Genomic DNA, 16,658 nt, shown 5'->3' on the forward strand with positions numbered 1-16,658 from the left:
AGAGGCCGCACATGGGCACTCAGCAGGAGAAGGACGAGCTCTACGCGCTCGACATCAGCGGTGTCGAGTGGGAGGGCCCGCCCGGGACCGATCCGGACGAGGAGCGCGTCGAGATCGCCCGGCTGCCCGAGGGGGCGGTGGCGATGCGGTCCTCGCTGGACCGGGACACCGTGCTGCGCTACACCAAGGCCGAGTGGGACGCGTTCGTACTCGGCGCCAGGGACGGGGAGTTCGACCTCGACCGGGGTCCGCGCGAGTAACCCGTAGCACTCCCCGCGCACGAGGAAGGGGCGCGCCCGCAGTGGGCGCGCCCCTTCCTCGTGCCACGTACCGCGTGGCGTACCGCCGGGCTCAGTAGGCCTCGGTGAACAGGCGCGAGGCCTTCACGTCGGTGGCGCGGTAGTCGTTCTTGCCGCGCTCGATGAGGTCGGCGACCTGGCGCAGCGTGGCGCGCATGTGGTCGGCCTTGCCGTTGTACTTGCGCTGCAGCTCGATGTACTGCTGGTGCGCCTCGCCGTCCCAGGTGTCGGTGACGACCGTCAGGGCCGCACCCATCTCGTCGAGGTCCTTCTTGATGTTGTCCGAGACGATGCGGATGCGGTCCGCCATCACCTGGACGCTCTCGTACCGGACCTTGGTGTGCCCGTCGTTCGCAGTCATGTTCTTCTCCTTCGCACGGGGCGGGGCAGGTGGTTAGAGGAAACGGTCAGATTCCGTTGAGGGCCGAGGTGTTGCCACCGCCGCCGCTGGCGGCCTTGACCGCCTGGAACGCCGAGACCACGTCGTCGTCCTGCGCGTTGCTCAGGTTCTTGGTCTGCGAGACGGCGTTGTACAGGACGCCGAGCAGCCGGCGGATCTCGTCGTGGTCCTCGTTGACGACCGTCTGCGCGGAGGTGAACCCCGACGCACCCGTACCGGTCCAGCCGGCGCTGACGGTGGCGAGGATGTCGGCCAGCTCTCGGGACTGCCGGGTGACGCTGTCGCCCGTCTCCGAGATCTTGTTCATCGCTTGCTTGACCGGGTCATCAGCGAGTCCGAAATTATTGGTCATCCGAAGCTCCTCAATTCTCAATTCACCAGACAGAACCGGCGGATCGCACGGCGGAGCGGCAGCTCGGAGGTACGGTTTTCAGCCACGTACCCCCGGAGTCCCCCTCCGCTTCACGCCACATCCCCGATCACAGTCGTGAAGCCTGCGATCACTTTAGTCAGTTCACCGGCCCTACCCAACACCGCTCTTCGGGATCGGTAGCAGAACCGTGACTGTTCACTGCAAACGGCGCCTTCGGTTCCGGGCATCCCGGACCACCGTCGCCGCCCCCGCGATCACCGCGATGAACACGCCGCCGATTCCCAGAGCGTAGGTCCCGAGGCGCTCGTCGCGCTCCTGGGCCGTCTCGCTCGTCCGCATCGCGGCCGGTTCCGGGGCCGCCGCCGGGGGCGGACCCGCGTCCGGGACGGGCGCCTTGGGCGTCTCGTGGTCCTGGCTCAGCGCGCGGACCGGGTCGACCACGCCCCAGCCCACGTAGTCGTCGTGGCCGTTGACGGAGCGCTCGGCGGTGTTCTGGAGCTGCCAGATCACCTCCTGGGCCGACCACTGCGGGTGCTTGGCGCGCACCAGGGCCGCGACCCCGGCGACGTAGGGCGCGGAGAAACTGGTGCCGTTGTCCACGCACTGGCCGAAGCCGGGGACGGTGGAGACCATGTCCACGCCGGGGGCCGCGATCCCGATGAAGGAGCCGGGCTGGGAGAAGGCGGCCCGCTCGTTGTTGCGGTCCGAGGAGCCGACCGCCAGGACGCCGGGGAAGGCCGCCGGGTAGGTGGGGCGCTTCTGGCCGCTCAGGCCGTCGTTGCCCGCCGAGGCGATGACGACGACGTTCGCCTCGACCGCCTTCTTGATCTCCTGGCCGAGGGCGGAGTCCTGGCTGAGCGGTACGTCGGTGTCCTGCGAGATGTTGATGATCTGCGCACCCTTGCCCACCGCGTGCTTGACCGCCTCGGCGAGGGTCCCGGCGTTGCCGGCGCCCTGCCCGTCGTTCTGCCGGACCGGGATGATCGTGGCCTCGGGGGCGATGCCGACGAAGCCGGTACCGGGCTTCGCGCGGCCCGCGATCAGCCCGGCGACCTTGGTGCCGTGCCCGACGGTGTCGGTGGTGCCGTCGCCCTTGGGATCGAGGAAGTCCCGGCCTGCGCCGATGTCGAGGGCATCGCTGAGCTGCGGGTTCACCCGGTCGACCCCGGTGTCGATGACGGCGACGCGCACGCTCTTGCCGTCCTTGGTCCGGCCCTTGGTATCCGCCCAGAGCTCGTCGAGCAGCAGCCGCTGGAGCGCCCAGGGGCGGTCCTCGATCTGCTTCTTCATGGGGAAGGTGCACTCACCGGCGCCCGCCAGGCGCAGCGGGTACGGGGCCTCGCGCCCGCCCTCGTACGAGGACTGCGGCGGCGCGGCGGCCAGCGCGAGGGCGGCGGCCGCGAGCAGGGCGAGGGCGGCGGGCTTCGGTGCCCGCTTCGTGGCGCCGCCCATCAGGAGCCCTGCGGCTGGCGGGCGGCGTTGCTGTCGAGGCGCGGCCCCTTGGACAGGAACTCCGACCACGCGATGGGCACCGTCACCGGGACCACGCCCCCGTAGCCGAGCCGGGCCTGGGCCTGGCTGGGCGCGGGGCGGCCGTCGGAGGTGGTCTGCCCGGTCGTGCCGGGGGCGGCGGATGCGCTGGGTGACCCGCTCGGCCCGCTCGCTCCGGGCGAAGGCTGGGCGGCGTCGCTGTCGCCGTTGGCCTGGACCGCGTACCGCAGTCCGGTGTCGGTGACGAGGAAGAGGGCGCCGCCCGCGGTGGTCTGGCGGCCCTGCGCCTGGGTGTAGAGCAGGCCCGTGCCCGGGGTGACGTAGGCGCTCGTACCGCTGGCGGTGATGTCGACGGGGAAGCCGGTGCCCGCCCAGGTGCTCAGCGTCTGGTTGCCCTGGCCGTCGACCGAGCGCAGGACGCTGCACACCGTGTCGCGGGCGTCGTCGGCGCCGGTGGTGGAGGTGGCTCCGGCGGCGCGGACCTCGTTGATCCGGTCGGTCTTCTTCTGCGGCCACTTCGCGTCGCCCTTGAAGAAGACGGGATCCGGGTTGATGGACTGGAGGTCCACCTCGTGGGGCTTGCCGTGCATGGCGAGCCCCTCGGTCGCGGGCGAGGAGATCATCAGCCAGGCGACGAAGTCGGAGACGGGCACCACCTTGCCGGGCACCACCAGGTAGTGCTGCGTGCCGGAGCCGGTCACGGCCTTGAGCACCATGCCGACCTTGTCGTCCGCGCTGGACAGGCCCTTGACCCCGGCGGGGGTACCGGACTTGCCGCTGGGCAGCGGCGGGAAGGAGAGGTCGTCGCCGGAGTTGAGGGTGGCCAGCCACTCGTCGGTGACCGGCTGCGGGAGGGCGCTGCCTCCGACCAGGGCGTTGGTCATGGTGTTCGCGTCCGGGGTGCCCTCGGGGAACTTGTACTTCGTGCCCGCCGCGTCGACCAGGAACCGGGCCTTGCCCGGGCCGCTGCTCTGGACGTACAGCGCCTGGGTGTCGGAGAGCCGGCGTTCGTCGTCCATCAGCTTCGCCTCGCGGTCGGCGAGGACGAAGGTGGCGGTCTGCACGCCCCGGCCGTTGCCGCCCGGCTGCTGGCAGACCGCCCAGCGCTTGGCCTTGCCGGCTTCCTCGGGGGCGGGCAGCCGGTCGGGGGCGTAGGGGATGCCGATGATGGGGCCGCGCGGCAGCTTGCCCGCGTCCAGCACCTTGTCGTCGACCTGGACGACCTTGTTCTTGACCTTGCCGGGGTCGAGCAGCAGCCGGGCGGACGCGAGGTTCAGGACGGGGTGCAGCCGGACCTGGTCCTTGCCGTCGATCTTGGTCGTCAGGACGACGTACCGGGTCGTCGACTGCGTGCCGACGATCACCTGGGCTCCGGGGGTGTCCCAGCCCTTGGGGGCCGTCGGCTTGAACATGCCCCAGGCGCCGAAGGCCGCGAGGACGACCGCCGCCGTCACCACACCGGGCAGGACGGCGCGCAGCGGCCGCGGCGCGCCCTCTTCGGTGCCGGTGGCGGAAGGCTGAAGGAACGCGGCCACCGTGCGTCGCTTCGCAAAGGTGTACGCGTTGAGCTCGTCACGTCGTGATGCCATGGCCGCCTGCTTCTCCCCGCACGGCCCGGTCGGTGGATACGGTCTCCGGGCCTCGATTGTCCGACCGGCCACCTACTATGCCTCTTGACGGAGGGTAGGCAGGGGCCGGGTAGGCTGAGGCAGCCGCTCCACGCCTTCCGCACCGGGGGAAACAAGGGGTGTTGGGGCGGATTGGGGAGATTCCGGGGTCAAGCGGCCGGCTGTCGCGCATGACGCCCGGACTCAGGGGTCCGAGCCCTCGAAAGGGGAGGTGCGCGAGTGATGGCCACTGCTGTGAGGCCGCGGGCCGGGGCGCCCGCACCCGCGCGCGCCGGGGTGACTCCGTATCCGGAGTCCAGCCCGGGACGGTTCGGACCGTTCCGATTGCAACAACTCGTACTCCTCCAAGTCGCCGCGGCCGTACTGCTGGTGGCCTGGGTGGTGGAACCGCTGCTGCTGGTTCCCGCCGGTGTGCTCGCACTGGTCCTCGTGGTCCTCGCGGTCGTACGCAGGCACCGGCGCTCGCTGCCCGAGTGGATCGGCGGCGCCCTCGCCCTGCGCGCGCGCCGCCGACGGGCCGACGCCACCGCCGTGCCGGCGGGCACCGAGCCGGGGCTGGCCCCGCTCGTCGAGGCCGATCCGGCGCTGCGGACCCTCACGTTCAGCGAGCGCGAGCGGGAGCGCGGCCGGGACCGGCGGCCCGTCGGCATGGTCGGCGACGGCACCTTCCTGACCGCGGTCGTCCAGGTGGACATGGACTCCACCGCACTGCGGCCCGACCGGGCTGCGCGGCCGCTGCCGCTGGCCCTCGTACGGGACGTGCTCGAAGTGGACGGCATCCGGCTGGAGTCGGCGCAGCTGGTGCAGCACACGCAGCCCGCGCCGGCCCCGCACCTGCCGGCCCAGTCGATGGCCACGCGCAACTACGCGCCGCTCCAGGCCATGACGGGAAGCCCGGCGGTGCGGATCACGTGGATCGCGCTCAAGCTGGACCCGGAGCTGTGCCCCGAGGCGGTCACCGCACGCGGTGGCGGGCTGATCGGCGCGCAGCGGTGCCTGGTCCGGGCGGCGGACCAGCTGGCGAGCCGGCTGGCGGGCGCCGGATTCACGGCGACCGTGCTGACGGAGCAGGAGCTGACGGGCGCGCTGGCCACCTCCTCGTGCGCGAACCCGATGGCGATCACCCAGGCGGGCCGGTCGGCGGCCACGGGCCGGCGCACCGAGGAGACCGCGCGGACCTGGCGCTGCGACGACCGCCGCCACACCACCTACTGGATCAGCCGCTGGCCGCAACTGGGCGGCTCCGGCGCGGGACTTCCGCAGTTCGTGGCGCTGCTGACCTCGCTGCCGGCGCTGGCGACGAACTTCAGCCTGACGATGACCCCGGCCGCGCGGCACGAGGTGACGCTGACCGGGCACGTCCGGGTCACTGGGCGCAGCGACGAGGAACTGGTCACCGCCCGGCGCGGATTGGAACAGACGGCCCGGGGCGTGAAGGCCGGGCTGGTGCGGCTGGACCGGGAACAGGTGCCGGGGCTGCTGGCCTCGCTGCCGCTGGGAGGAGCACGATGAGGGGCTCTGGCGGATCTACGAGGCGCAGGGCGCGGGGCTCGGCGGAGCCTTCCGCCGAGCGCCGGGCCGAACGCCCGGCGCGGGCCTCGGCGGAGGTCGCGGCGCGGGTGTCGACCCGGGGCGGCTTCGGCCTGGTGGGCCCGCGCAGGGAGCGGCACGTGGTCGCCGCGGCGGACCTGGAGGCGCTGGCGCTGCCGGTCGGGGACGACGGGGTCGTCATCGGCGTGGACGCGCAGGGCCGGCCGGCGGTCCTCGGGATCAACCGGCCGGTGCCGTACGAGGTGACGCTGGTCGGCGGCCTGTGGACGGCGCAGGTCCTGGCGCTGCGGGCGGCGGCCACGGGCGCGCGGGTGGCGGTGGAGACCGGCCGCGGCCAGGTCTGGTCGGGCCTCGCCCAGGCGGCGGGCGGCGGTCAGCAGTGCGTGACCCTGCACGACGTGGGGCGGGTACCGCCCCAGGGCGCCTCGGCGGGCAGCCCGGTGCTGGTGATCCGCGACTGCGGGATGCGTCCGCCGCGCGGGCGGGTGGCGGCGGGCCCCTGGCAGTCCGTGCTGACCCTGCTCCCGTACCTGAGCCCGACGGCCCCGCGGCTGCTGCGGAACTCCTCCCTGGTGGGCGTCCAGCGGGTCTCCCCCGACGAGGCGGAGCAGATCGGCCGGCTGATGCGGCTGCCTTCCGGGGCGGTGGAATCGCTGCCGACGCTGGGCGACGGGGTGACGCTGTGGTGCAACGCGCTGGACCGGCAGTTCGTGATGACCCAGCCGACGGACACGGAGACGGGGCTGCTGGGTCCGGCGCGCCGGATCGACTGAGACCGTCTGATCCCGTCTGAGCCGTCTGCGGCCGTTGCCCTGGCCGGGTCGTGGGACGGGGCCGTGCTCCCCGGCTCCCCGGGCTGGGCTGAGATTCAGCCTCACGGGGGACGGTGCACCACGGGCGGGCCGTGAACAGGTGGAACGGCTCCGGCCCGGGTGGGGCGGTGCGTGGGGCGACCGCCCGGTGCGACTGCCGCCGGGCCGGCAGGATGGAAGCGGCCCACGTCCCGTGGTCTCCCTCGCGGAACGGGCCGACGGGGGCGGATACCGGCTGCGCGGCGCGATTAGGCTGAGCGTCGGCGTGGCGTGGTGGTAGGCGCCGGACCAGCGTTCGATAGACCAGGAGGACCAGTGAGCGGCGATCGGCACGAGAGGCACGGCGGGACGTGGGACGTCCCGACGGACGATCAGTCCGACGCGGAGTCCGAGCTGACGGGCGAGTTCACCATCGACTACACGCCGCCGGCCTGGTACACCCAGGGCGCCGCGGCTCCGGCCGCCACGGCGGTCCCGGGCCTGCCCGAGGGCAGCGGCTTCGAGCCCCACCGGCCGTCGGACCAGGCCGCTCCACCGACCATGCGCGTCGCTCCGCCGGCCCCCCGCACCCCGTCGGACCCCCCGGCGCCCCACCTGAACACCCCGCACCCCACCACCCCGGCCTACGCACCCGCACAGCCGGCGCCGACCCACTCGGCGCCGCCGTACGGAGCCCCGAGCACGGGCACCGCGGCCCCTGCTCCCGCCGCCCCTGCTCCGCACGCGGGCCAGACCCCGGCGACCGCAGCGCCCTACCAGGGCCAGGCCCAGGCCGACGCGATGCCGCACCCGGGCGCAGCCCAGGCCGACGCGGTGCCCCACCCCGGCGTGACCCCGGCGCACCCGGGCGCAGCCTCGGCCGACGCGGCCTCGCACCCGGTCCAGGCCCCGGCCGACGCGGTGCCGTACCCCGGCGCGACCCCGGCGCAACCGGGTGCAGCCCCGGCCGACGCGACACCCCTCGCGGGCCAGACCTCGGCGAACGCAGCGCCGTACCCGGGCTCAGCCCCCGCTGACGCGGCCTCCCACCCGGGCCAGACCCCGGCAGACGTGGCCTCCCACCCGGGCCAGACCCCGGCAGACGTGGCCTCCCACCCGGGCCAAGCCCCGGCCGACGCCGCACCCCACGCGGGCCAGGACTCGGCAAACGCAGCGCCCTACACGGGCACGACCCCGGCGAACGCAGCGCCGTACCCGGGTTCGCCCCCCGTCGACGCGGTGCCGTACCCGAACCAGGCCCCGGCCGACGCGACACCCCACGCGGGCCAGGCCCCGGCGAATGCAGCGTCCTACCCGAGCGCCGCCCCGGCCGACTCCGCCTCGTACCCGAGCCAGGCCCCGGCCGACTCGGTGCCGTACCTGGGCGCCACCCCTGCCGACGCCGCACCCCACGCGGGCCAGGCCCCGGCGAATGCGGCGCCGCACCCCGGCGCAGCCCCCGCCGACGCGGCCTCGGTCCCGGGCCAGGCCCCGGCCGACGCGGCGCCTTCCCACCAGGGCGGGTCCCTGCCCGATGCCACGGCTGCGGCCGGTCCGGCTCAGGGCGCACCCGTAGCTACGTACCCGGCGGCGGCGCCGCAGGGCGGTCCGGCCGACGCGGTCGGTCCGGCGTACCCGGGTGGCCCCTCGGCCGATTCCGCGGCCGGGGCCTTCCCCGGGCAGGCTCCGGTCGGGGCCGTGCCCGAAGCCGCCGCCCCGGCGACCGGCGCGCCCTGGCCCGTGCGGACGCCTACTCCCGCCCAGGGGACGGTCGTTCCGACCTCCTTGGCGGAGAACCCGTTCGGGGGATCCGCCCCGGTGCAGGACTCCCCCGCCGGGGTCCTCCCGGAGCCCCGGGACGCGGTGCCCGGCCCCGGACTGCCGACGCTGCCGCCGGAGTTCCCGGCCTCCACCGCGCCGCAGCCCGCCGGCTACGGGTTCCCGCCCGCCCCGCAGCAGACGCAGCCGCCGCAGGCACCGCAGGACGGCTACGGGTTCCCGCCCCCGGCTCCGCAGCAGCCCGCCGGGTACGGGTTCCCCCCGCCCGCGCAGCAGCCGCATGCCGTGCAGGCGCCTCAGGACGGCTACGGGTTCCCGCCCGCGCAGCCGCAGCCGTACGCCCCCCAGTCGCCCGAGGTGGCCCCGGCGCACGCGTACCAGCCCCAGCCCCAGCCCCAGCCCCAGCCGCCGGAGGCACCCGCACCCGCCCCGGCCCCGTACACCGACCCCCGCACCGGCGCCCAGTGGCCGCACGGCCCGCAGGGTCCCCAGCCGGGTCACGACCCCCGCTACACCGCCGCCCAGCCCGCCGGAGGCAACGGCGGCGCCCCGCTCGGCTACACCGCCGCCGTCGAGCTGTCCTCCGACCGCCTGCTCCGCGGCAAGCAGAAGCCGAAGAGCGGCAACAACGCGGCCGGCGGCGGCCTGTTCCGATTCGGCGGCAAGGCGGCCGAAGCCGAGCGGCGGCGCAAGCTGGAGCTGATCCGGACCCCGGTCACCTCCTGCTACCGCATCGCCGTCATCAGCCTCAAGGGCGGCGTCGGCAAGACCACGACCACCACCGCCCTCGGCGCCACCCTCGCCACCGAGCGCCAGGACAAGATCCTGGCCATCGACGCGAACCCCGACGCCGGAACCCTCGGCCGCCGCGTGCGCCGTGAGACCGGCGCCACGATCCGGGACCTGGTCCAGGCGATCCCGTACCTCAACTCGTACATGGACATCCGGCGGTACACCTCCCAGGCCCCCTCGGGCCTGGAGATCATCGCCAACGACGTCGACCCGGCCGTGTCCACGACCTTCAACGACGAGGACTACCGCCGCGTCATAGAGACGCTCGGCCGCCAGTACCCGATCATCCTCACCGACTCGGGCACCGGCCTCCTCTACTCCGCGATGCGCGGGGTCCTGGACCTGGCCGATCAGCTGATCATCATCTCCACCCCGTCCGTGGACGGGGCGAGCAGCGCCAGCACCACCCTGGACTGGCTCTCCGCGCACGGGTACGCGGATCTCGTCTCGCGCTCCCTCACGGTGATCTCCGGGGTCCGCGAGACCGCCAAGATGATCAAGGTTGAGGACATCGTCCGGCACTTCGAGACCCGCTGCCGCGGTGTCGTCGTGGTCCCCTTCGACGACCACCTCGCGGCCGGCGCGGAGGTCGACCTCGACCTCCTGCGGCCCAAGACGCGCGAGGCGTACTTCAACCTCTCCGCCCTGGTCGCCGAGGACTTCGTCCGCGCGCAGCAGCAGGCACCCCACCAGAACCACTGGGCCCAGCCGCAGCAAGCACAGCCGCAGCCGGGACAACCCCAGCAGCCTCAGCAGCCCCAGCCCGGCGGTCCCTACGCCCAGCCCCCGCAGCCGCCCCAGCCGTACGCCCAGCAGCAGCCCTACCCGACCCCCGGCCAGCCCTGGCCCCAGCAGGCCCCGCAGCAGCCGGGTCAGCCGGGTCAGCCGGGTCAGCCGCCGCGCGATCCCCGGCTCGGCTGACCGCGGCCCGGACACGCACGAGGGCCCGTACCGTCCCCGGAATCCCGGGGACGATACGGGCCCTCACCCGTTCACCCGCTCGTCAGAGCTCCGCGTCGTACGAATCCGTCAGCACCCGCGAGCGCTTCACGTCGTCCGCGATCGCTTCCAACAGCCCGTCCAGCGACTCGAACTTCGCCATCCCCCGCACGTAGGCGAGGAAGTCGACGGTCACGTGCATGCCGTACAGGTCCAGGCCGACCCGGTCGATCGCGTACGCCTCGACGGTCCGCTCGGTGGCGTCGAACTGCAGGTTCGTGCCCACCGAGATCGCCGCCGGCATCCGCTCGCCGCCCGCCGTCAGCCAGCCCGCGTACACCCCGTCCGCCGGGATCGCGGTGTGCGGCTGGGTCTCGACGTTCGCCGTCGGGTAGCCGAGCTCGCGCCCGCGCTGCGCGCCGCGCACCACCACGCCCTCGACCCGGTGCGGCCGGCCCAGGATCTCGGCCGCGCCCTCCATGTCGCCCTGGGCCACGAGCTTGCGGGCGAGCGTGGAGGAGAACGGCACTCCGCCGCCCGCCACGCCGCGCTCCACCAGGTCGACGACCTCGACCTCGTAGTCGTAGGTGGCGCCCAGCTCGCGCAAGAACTCGACGTTGCCCGCGGCCTTGTGGCCGAAGCGGAAGTTGGGGCCCTCGATGACGGCGCGCGCGTTCAGCTTGTCGACGAGCACCTTCACGATGAAGTCGGCCGGGGACAGCTGCGAGAACTCCGCCGTGAAGGGCAGGATCAGCAGCGCGTCCACGCCCAGCCCGGCCATCAGTTCGGCGCGCCGGTCGTAGGGGGCCAGGATCGGCGGGTGGCTGCCCGGGCGGACGACCTCGCTCGGGTGCGGGCTGAAGGTCACGACGACGGAGGGAACGCCCAGCTCGCGCGCCTTGGCCACGGCCCGTCCGATGATCAGCTGATGACCCCGGTGCACGCCGTCGTAGGAGCCGATGGTGACGACGCTGCGTCCCCAGTCCTGGGGGATGTCCTCCAAGCCACGCCAGCGCTGCACTGTGACCGCTCCTCGCCCGAACCGTTTAGGCCCTGTCCTGGTTGCCGATTGCAGGTCTAAGACTGCCATGCCGGTGGCCGGGGCCCATCATCGGCTTCGGCCTGCCGCGACGTGCTGTGACCGAGGGTCTCCACGGTCCGGCGCGCACCCGGCCCGAGCAGCGCCGCCGCCTCGGCCGGAGCCTCGGCCAGCCAGCGGGCGGCCAGCGAGCCGAAGGCCGGTTCGGCCCGCGCCAGCTCCACCGTGCGCAGCTCGAACACGGCCGGCCCGCCGGGCACGTACAGCAGCCGCCGTCCGGTGCGGCGCAGCAGCTCCCGGGTGCGTCCCCGCGGGCGTTCGGCGGCCCCCGCCGCCAGCGCGCCCAGGAACGCGTCGAGCACCGCCGGGTCGCACTCCTCGCGGAGCAGTACGTCGGCCAGCTCGCCCCGGAGCGTGTACGAGGCCTCCGTCCCCGGCGCGGCCAGTACGGCGGCCAGCGCGGCCCGCACCCCCGGCGGGCCGGTGCGCAGCAGCTCCAGCACGAGCGGGCGGAGCACGGGGGCGGCGGCCAGGCCCTGTTCGAGCCGCCGGTGCACGAACTCGGCGGCGTGCGCGGCGTCCTGCGGGTGCCGGGCCAGGTGGTCCCGTACGAGGTCACCCGCGCGGCGCGCGAGACCAGGCGTCGTCAGCGCGGCCAGCGCGCGCACCACCTCCCCGTCGGCCCGGTCCCGCAGGGCCGCGAACACCGCGTCCGGGTCGGGCAGCACGGGCAGCGCGGCGACGAGCGCGGCGGCGGGCAGCCGCGTACGGCGCTCGGGGTCGCGGAAGCAGGCGAGGGCGTCGGGCAGGTGGCGGGCCCGCGCCCCGGGGTCGCGGAGCAGGATCCCGAGGGCGCTCCCGTGCAGGGTGGCGTCGTCGGGGCGGGCGAGCAGCGCCTCGGCGGCGTAGCGCAGCAGCTCGCGGTCGGCGGGGGTGCGCACGTGCGGGGCGGTGAGCAGCCCGTAGGCGGCGGCCGCGACCCGGCGGCCGGGCCGGTCGTCGTGGGCCCAGCGGTCCACGGCCCGGCAGAGCGCGGAGGGCTCGTCCTCGGCGAGCACGGCGAGCAGTTCGTCGGCGCGGGGGTGCGCGGCGGCGACGAGCGCCTCGGCGAGATCGTCGACGGCGAGCTGCCGGTGGGTGTGCAGGAGGGCCTGCGCGGCGGTGGCTACGGTGGCCCCGGGCCGCCCGCGCAGCCGCCGCGCATCGGCGAACCAGCCGCAGAGCAGCGGCTGTACGAGCCGTGGCGCCCGGACGAGCCGCCGGGCGGCGGCGTCGAGGTACCGGTGATCGCGGGCCGTCAGCCGCCGCAACAGCTCGAACCGGTCCGCTTCGGCCAGCCGCAGCCGGTTCCAGAACCACCCGCCGAAGTCCTCCTGCTCCCGCGCCTCGGTCACGTGCTCGGCGAGGGCGTGCAGGACGGCGAGGTGCGGGGTGGCGTCGGGGGCGCGGAGCAGGATCTCGCGCACCAGCCGGCCCGCCCACCACCGGATCTCGGGATCGGTGGCGCCGCCGAGTACGGCCACGAGCCGCGCGAGCGCCGCCCCGGCCTCGTCCCGCGGAAGCCGGAGCAGGGCTTCCAACACGGGGCCGACGCGGTGGCGGGGGACGCCCCGGCCGAGGGTGTCCAAGGTGTCGAGGGCGGCGGGGAGGTCCAGGTGCCCCGATTGCAGCCAGTCGGAGAGTTCCTCGTGCGCGAAGCGGTAGCCCTCGCCGGCGGGCACCAGCAGCCCCTCGGTGAGCACGGCGGAGGCCCAGCCGGTGCGCCACGGGAAGAGCTCTTCGAAGGCGGCCCGGTCCAGCTGCCCCTGTCCCGGGCCCAGGCACCGCCGCGCGGCCTCGTGCACCCGGCCGGCCACCCGCGCGGCCAGCCTCCCCACCCCGGGCCCGTACACCCCGGCCCCCTCCCCCGCCGCCGGGAGGGCGGCGCAGATGCGGACGGCGATCCGCAGGCACAGCAGGTCCAGGTGGGCTGCGAAGACCTCGTCGCGGGCCGGGCGTCCGGTGGTGACCCCGGCGGCGCGGACGTCCGCGAGCAGGCGCAGCGTGAGCGGGTGCCGGGCGTCGGCGGCGTCCACCGCGTCGGCCGGGATGCCCAGCCGGGTCCGGGCCAGTGCGGCCTCGTCCGGGGTGAGATCGCCGATCGGGAGCGCGGGCGGCATCCGCCGGGCCGGCCGGGCCGGGACGTGCAGCAGCTGCTGCGGGTACAGCGCCCCGGCCGACTCCCAGTGCTCGGGCCGCGCGGCGAGGACCAGCCTGACCCCGGCCTCCCGGAGCCAGCCGGCGGTGGCCTCGGTCCACGGCCCGAGCCCGTGCGCGAGCCTCGGCGGCATCTCCTCGGGCGAATCCAGCACGACGAGCAGCCCCCGCCCGGCCACCGCCGCCACCGCGGCAACCGCACCGGCAACGGCACCGGCAACGGCACCGGCCGAAGCCCCCGTCGGCGCAGCCGGAACCGTCGCCGACGCGGGCCCCGTGGCCTCCTCCGGAGTCGCCGAAGGACCGGTCGGGCCGACCGGCTGAGCGGGCTGCGGAGTCGCCGTCGTGGGCGTTCTGGGTGTCGCCGAGGGCGCGGCCCAGGCTGCCGCGGGGGGAGCCGGGGCCGTCGCCCAGGGCGCCGGTTCGGGGCTCGGGACCGACAGGATGCGGCCCGCCTCCGTCAGGGCGCGGGCCACCGCGTCGGCCAGGGAGGTGTCGCCGGTCCGCAGGTCGGCGCCGCGCAGCCAGAGGGTGGGGGCCGGGTGGGGGCCGCGGGTGCGGCGCAGGGCCAGGGCCGACAGGGCCGTGGTGCGGCCGGTGCCGGGGAGGCCGACCAGGGCCAGGACCAGGCGGTCCCCGGTGGCGAAGGCGTCCAGTTCGGCGGCGGTGTCCGGGCGGTCCACCAGCTCCGGGCCCCGTGCCGCGAAGGCCGCACCCAGGGTGGTTCCGGTGAGCTGGAGGACCCCGGCGAGGTTCAGGTCGGCTCCGTGGCCCGGCACGGTGGCGGCGTTGCGCCGCAGCAGTGCGGCGAGCGGCCCGCCGGGATCCGCGGCCGCGGCAGCCGCGAGCGGCACCGCGAACCCGCCGGAGCGGTGCTCCGATCGCAGAGCGGTGGCCAGAACCGCGAGCACCGCTCCGGTTCCGGCATCGAGCACGGGACCCCCGCAAGCCTCCCCGCCCAGTCTCAGCGCGTCCTGCCCGTCGGTCCCGATGGCCAGCTCAAGGGCCGCCGGCAACACGTGGCACCCGGCCGTATGCGCGGCCACGGCCACGCCCAGCACCCGCGCCTGCCGCCATCCCCGCGCGCACAGCCGTACGTAGGTCCCGGGGGCGATCTCCGCGCGCAGCGCCACCGGCAGCGGCCGTACCCCGAGCCCGTCGCTCCGTACGAGCGCCAGCCCGAGCTCCGGCAGGGCCGTCACATCCGAGGCCCCCGCCAGCCACGTCCGCTCCGCCGCCCCGGGATCGGGATCGGCCGCGCACAGGAGCAGCCGGGAGAGTCCGTCCACGGCCTCGTGGCTGGTCACCACCGTCCCGCAGTCGTCGGCGACGAAGCCGCTGCCCCGCGGCCGCCCGGCGAGATCGCAGATCCTGATCAGTTCCGCCGTCACCGCACCACTCCCCGCCGCGAGCGCCCCGTAGTGACGACCGTAGGCAGGTGAAGATCAGCGGGAAAAGCACGCGAGGCGAAAGCGCCCCCTTACGCTCCCTCCATTCACTCCGAGCGCCTGCTCGGACGGGTGAATAAAGGGGTCCGGGTGGATAGAGACCTACCCGAGGGGGGTCGTGGAGCGGTGAGCAGCAGTCCATGTGCGCTCACCGCTCCACGTCAACACCAACGTCAACACCAGTCGGCGTCACCACCGACACCGGCGCCCGTCCTCAGACGAAGACCGCCAGCGACTTCGCCTTGCCGCCCTTGCTCTCCACGAGCCCGAGCAGTTCCCCGCCCGGCCCGTAGACCGCGATCGCCTTGCCGGACTCGTACTCCTCCGGCATGTCCAGCCGCACGCCGTTCGCCAGCAGCGACGCCCGCCGGGCGTCCAGGTCCCAGCGCGGGAACGCCGCGGCCGCCGCCTCGCCGATCGGCATGACGGTCAGCTCCTCCTGGAGCTGGTCCAGCGTGCGCGCCCGGTCGATCTTGTACGGGCCCACCCGCGTGCGTCGCAGCGCCGTGAGGTGCCCGCCGACGCCGAGGTCGGCGCCGAGGTCACGGGCGAGTGCGCGGATGTACGTACCGCTGGAGCAGACGACGGAGACGATCAGGTCGACGACCTTGGTGCCGTCCTCGGCCTCCGCCTCGCGCATGTCGTACACCTGGAACGAGGAGACGGTCACCGGACGGGCCGGGATCTCGAAGTCCTCGCCGTCGCGTGCGCGCTTGTAGGAGCGCACGCCCTTGATCTTGATGGCGCTGACCTTGGACGGGACCTGCATGATCTCGCCGGTCAGCTTGGCGACCCCCGCGTCCACGGCCTCCCGGGTGACCCCGGTGGCATCGGCCGAGGAGAGGATCTCGCCTTCGGCGTCGTCCGTGAGGGTGTTCTGGCCCAGCCGGATGGTGCCGAGGTACTCCTTCTCCGTGAGCGCGAGGTGGCCCAGGAGCTTGGTGGCCTTCTCGACGCCCAGGACGAGGACGCCCGTGGCCATCGGGTCGAGCGTGCCGGCGTGGCCGACGCGGCGGGTCTTGGCGATCCCGCGCATCTTGGCGACCACGTCGTGCGAAGTGAAGCCGGACGGCTTGTCTACGATGACCAGGCCGTCCGGAGTCTTCCCTGCGTTGGTGCTCATTCGGCGACTGCGTCCCCGTCTTCTTCGTCCTCTTCGGGCTTCTTGTACGGGTCGGCGTCGCCGGCGTACTTCGCACCCGAGGACACCTCGCGCACCTGGGCGTCGGAGGTCCGCGCCTTTTCGAGGAGTTCCTCGATGCTCTTGGCGGTCTCCGGGAGTGCGTCCGCCACGAAGGTCAGGGTCGGCGTGAACTTGGTCTGTGCCGCCCGGCCGACCGCGGAGCGCAGTACGCCCTTGGCGCTCTCCAGGCCCGCTGCCGCACTGACCCGCGCCTCGTCGTCCCCGTAGACCGTGTAGAAGACCGTGGCCTCCCGCAGATCGCCGGTGACCCGGGTGTCCGTGATGGTCACGTGCGTACCGAGGCGGGGGTCCTTGACGCCGCGCTGCAGCTTCTCGGCCACCACCTCCCGGATGAGGTCCGCCAGCTTCTTCGCCCGCGCATTGTCGGCCACTGGTCCGTCTCCTTCTTATGTCTTGCAGTCAGTCTTCATCACCGTGCAGCCGCCGTCGTACCGACAGCAGCTCCACTTCCGGACGTGCCGCGACCAGCCGCTCGCAGCGGTCCAGTACATCCGAGAGGAACCCCGTGTCCCCACTCACCAGAGCGACCCCTATGAGGGCCCTGCGGTGCAGGTCCTGGTCGCCCACTTCGGCCGCGCTCACAGAGAACTTGCGCTGGAGCTCGGCCACGATGGGCCGGACGACGGAGCGTTTTTCCTTCAGCGAGTGAACGTCGCCGAGGAGCAGATCGAAGGACAGAGTCCCCACATACATGCAGTTCCGGATATCCCGCCGGTGCGGGTTCGGTG

General features: G+C 74.3%; 14 protein-coding genes and 1 pseudogene. 5 read left to right on the forward strand and 10 right to left on the reverse strand.

The annotated features are described in order from the left end of the window. Window positions 1-11: 11 nt before the first annotated feature. A complete protein-coding gene (locus ACFXDJ_RS11200) occupies window positions 12-260 on the forward strand; it encodes a DUF397 domain-containing protein (RefSeq protein ID WP_384652803.1) in 249 nt (82 codons plus the stop codon). Window positions 261-351: 91 nt separating this feature from the next. Here the strand turns inward: ACFXDJ_RS11200 and ACFXDJ_RS11205 are convergent, their stop codons facing one another. The 4 genes from ACFXDJ_RS11205 to eccB form a co-directional block, all read right to left on the reverse strand. Then, window positions 352-660, reverse strand: a complete 309-nt coding sequence (locus ACFXDJ_RS11205) for a WXG100 family type VII secretion target (RefSeq protein WP_384652805.1) — start codon at window positions 658-660, stop codon at window positions 352-354. Between the two features lie 46 nt (window positions 661-706). Further along, window positions 707-1,051 carry a WXG100 family type VII secretion target gene (locus ACFXDJ_RS11210; protein ID WP_384652807.1) on the reverse strand — a complete coding sequence of 115 codons (345 nt, stop codon included), beginning with the start codon at window positions 1,049-1,051 and terminating at the stop codon, window positions 707-709. 216 nt (window positions 1,052-1,267) lie between these two features. Continuing rightward, entirely contained in the window at window positions 1,268-2,524 is a 1,257-nt protein-coding gene (mycP, locus tag ACFXDJ_RS11215) for a type VII secretion-associated serine protease mycosin (RefSeq protein ID WP_384848891.1), read from the reverse strand. Beyond that, window positions 2,524-4,152: a type VII secretion protein EccB gene (gene eccB, locus ACFXDJ_RS11220; protein ID WP_384652811.1), complete on the reverse strand. Its 1,629-nt coding sequence runs from the start codon at window positions 4,150-4,152 to the stop codon at window positions 2,524-2,526. Before eccB ends, mycP begins: the two co-directional genes overlap by 1 nt. 261 nt (window positions 4,153-4,413) lie before the next feature. Between eccB and eccE the strand changes: the two genes are divergently transcribed. The 3 genes and pseudogenes from eccE to ACFXDJ_RS11235 form a co-directional block, all read left to right on the forward strand. After that, window positions 4,414-5,703 carry a type VII secretion protein EccE gene (gene eccE, locus ACFXDJ_RS11225; protein ID WP_384848894.1) on the forward strand — a complete coding sequence of 430 codons (1,290 nt, stop codon included), beginning with the start codon at window positions 4,414-4,416 and terminating at the stop codon, window positions 5,701-5,703. Next, complete coding sequence (locus tag ACFXDJ_RS11230; protein ID WP_384652815.1) at window positions 5,700-6,515, forward strand: hypothetical protein; 816 nt, start codon at window positions 5,700-5,702, stop codon at window positions 6,513-6,515. The genes eccE and ACFXDJ_RS11230 overlap by 4 nt, the downstream gene beginning before the upstream one ends. 354 nt (window positions 6,516-6,869) lie before the next feature. Beyond that, window positions 6,870-6,947, forward strand: a pseudogene (locus tag ACFXDJ_RS11235) (hypothetical protein); the annotation flags it as partial. A 23-nt stretch (window positions 6,948-6,970) separates the two neighbouring features. On the opposite strand, the gene ACFXDJ_RS11240 reads toward ACFXDJ_RS11235, so the two are convergent. Next, window positions 6,971-7,096: a hypothetical protein gene (locus ACFXDJ_RS11240; RefSeq protein WP_384652827.1), complete on the reverse strand. Its 126-nt coding sequence runs from the start codon at window positions 7,094-7,096 to the stop codon at window positions 6,971-6,973. A gap of 1,135 nt (window positions 7,097-8,231) precedes the next feature. On the opposite strand from ACFXDJ_RS11240, the gene ACFXDJ_RS11245 reads away from it, so the two are divergent. Beyond that, window positions 8,232-10,025, forward strand: a complete 1,794-nt coding sequence (locus tag ACFXDJ_RS11245; protein WP_384848949.1) for a MinD/ParA family protein — start codon at window positions 8,232-8,234, stop codon at window positions 10,023-10,025. 82 nt (window positions 10,026-10,107) lie between these two features. On the opposite strand, the gene ACFXDJ_RS11250 is transcribed toward ACFXDJ_RS11245, so the two are convergent. From ACFXDJ_RS11250 to ACFXDJ_RS11270, 5 genes are all read right to left on the reverse strand, one after another. Then, window positions 10,108-11,064 carry a bifunctional riboflavin kinase/FAD synthetase gene (locus ACFXDJ_RS11250; RefSeq protein ID WP_384652817.1) on the reverse strand — a complete coding sequence of 319 codons (957 nt, stop codon included), beginning with the start codon at window positions 11,062-11,064 and terminating at the stop codon, window positions 10,108-10,110. A gap of 56 nt (window positions 11,065-11,120) precedes the next feature. Next, window positions 11,121-14,669, reverse strand: a complete 3,549-nt coding sequence (locus ACFXDJ_RS11255; RefSeq protein ID WP_384652820.1) for a serine protease — start codon at window positions 14,667-14,669, stop codon at window positions 11,121-11,123. Between the two features lie 271 nt (window positions 14,670-14,940). Further along, window positions 14,941-15,849: a tRNA pseudouridine(55) synthase TruB gene (gene truB / locus ACFXDJ_RS11260; RefSeq protein ID WP_384663748.1), complete on the reverse strand. Its 909-nt coding sequence runs from the start codon at window positions 15,847-15,849 to the stop codon at window positions 14,941-14,943. Continuing rightward, window positions 15,846-16,301, reverse strand: a complete 456-nt coding sequence (rbfA, locus tag ACFXDJ_RS11265; RefSeq protein WP_384663750.1) for a 30S ribosome-binding factor RbfA — start codon at window positions 16,299-16,301, stop codon at window positions 15,846-15,848. The genes truB and rbfA overlap by 4 nt, the downstream gene beginning before the upstream one ends. A gap of 28 nt (window positions 16,302-16,329) precedes the next feature. Further along, window positions 16,330-16,623: a DUF503 domain-containing protein gene (locus ACFXDJ_RS11270; RefSeq protein WP_330298868.1), complete on the reverse strand. Its 294-nt coding sequence runs from the start codon at window positions 16,621-16,623 to the stop codon at window positions 16,330-16,332. Window positions 16,624-16,658: the final 35 nt, after the last annotated feature.

It is taken from the genome of Streptomyces sp. NPDC059443, from assembly GCF_042750105.1.
In the GTDB taxonomy this organism is placed as follows: Bacteria; Actinomycetota; Actinomycetes; order Streptomycetales; family Streptomycetaceae; genus Streptomyces.

Excerpts from the sequence above, each read along its gene's own strand:
- ACFXDJ_RS11200 (WP_384652803.1), top strand. The coding sequence starts at position 12 with ATGGGCACTCAGCAGGAGAAGGACGAGCTCTACGCGCTCGACATCAGC.
- ACFXDJ_RS11205 (WP_384652805.1), bottom strand. The coding sequence starts at position 660 with ATGACTGCGAACGACGGGCACACCAAGGTCCGGTACGAGAGCGTCCAG.
- ACFXDJ_RS11210 (WP_384652807.1), bottom strand. The coding sequence starts at position 1,051 with ATGACCAATAATTTCGGACTCGCTGATGACCCGGTCAAGCAAGCGATG.
- mycP (WP_384848891.1), bottom strand. The coding sequence starts at position 2,524 with ATGGGCGGCGCCACGAAGCGGGCACCGAAGCCCGCCGCCCTCGCCCTG.
- eccB (WP_384652811.1), bottom strand. The coding sequence starts at position 4,152 with ATGGCATCACGACGTGACGAGCTCAACGCGTACACCTTTGCGAAGCGA.
- eccE (WP_384848894.1), top strand. The coding sequence starts at position 4,414 with ATGGCCACTGCTGTGAGGCCGCGGGCCGGGGCGCCCGCACCCGCGCGC.
- ACFXDJ_RS11230 (WP_384652815.1), top strand. The coding sequence starts at position 5,700 with ATGAGGGGCTCTGGCGGATCTACGAGGCGCAGGGCGCGGGGCTCGGCG.
- ACFXDJ_RS11240 (WP_384652827.1), bottom strand. The coding sequence starts at position 7,096 with ATGGTCGGTGGAGCGGCCTGGTCCGACGGCCGGTGGGGCTCGAAGCCG.
- truB (WP_384663748.1), bottom strand. The coding sequence starts at position 15,849 with ATGAGCACCAACGCAGGGAAGACTCCGGACGGCCTGGTCATCGTAGAC.
- ACFXDJ_RS11270 (WP_330298868.1), bottom strand. The coding sequence starts at position 16,623 with ATGTATGTGGGGACTCTGTCCTTCGATCTGCTCCTCGGCGACGTTCAC.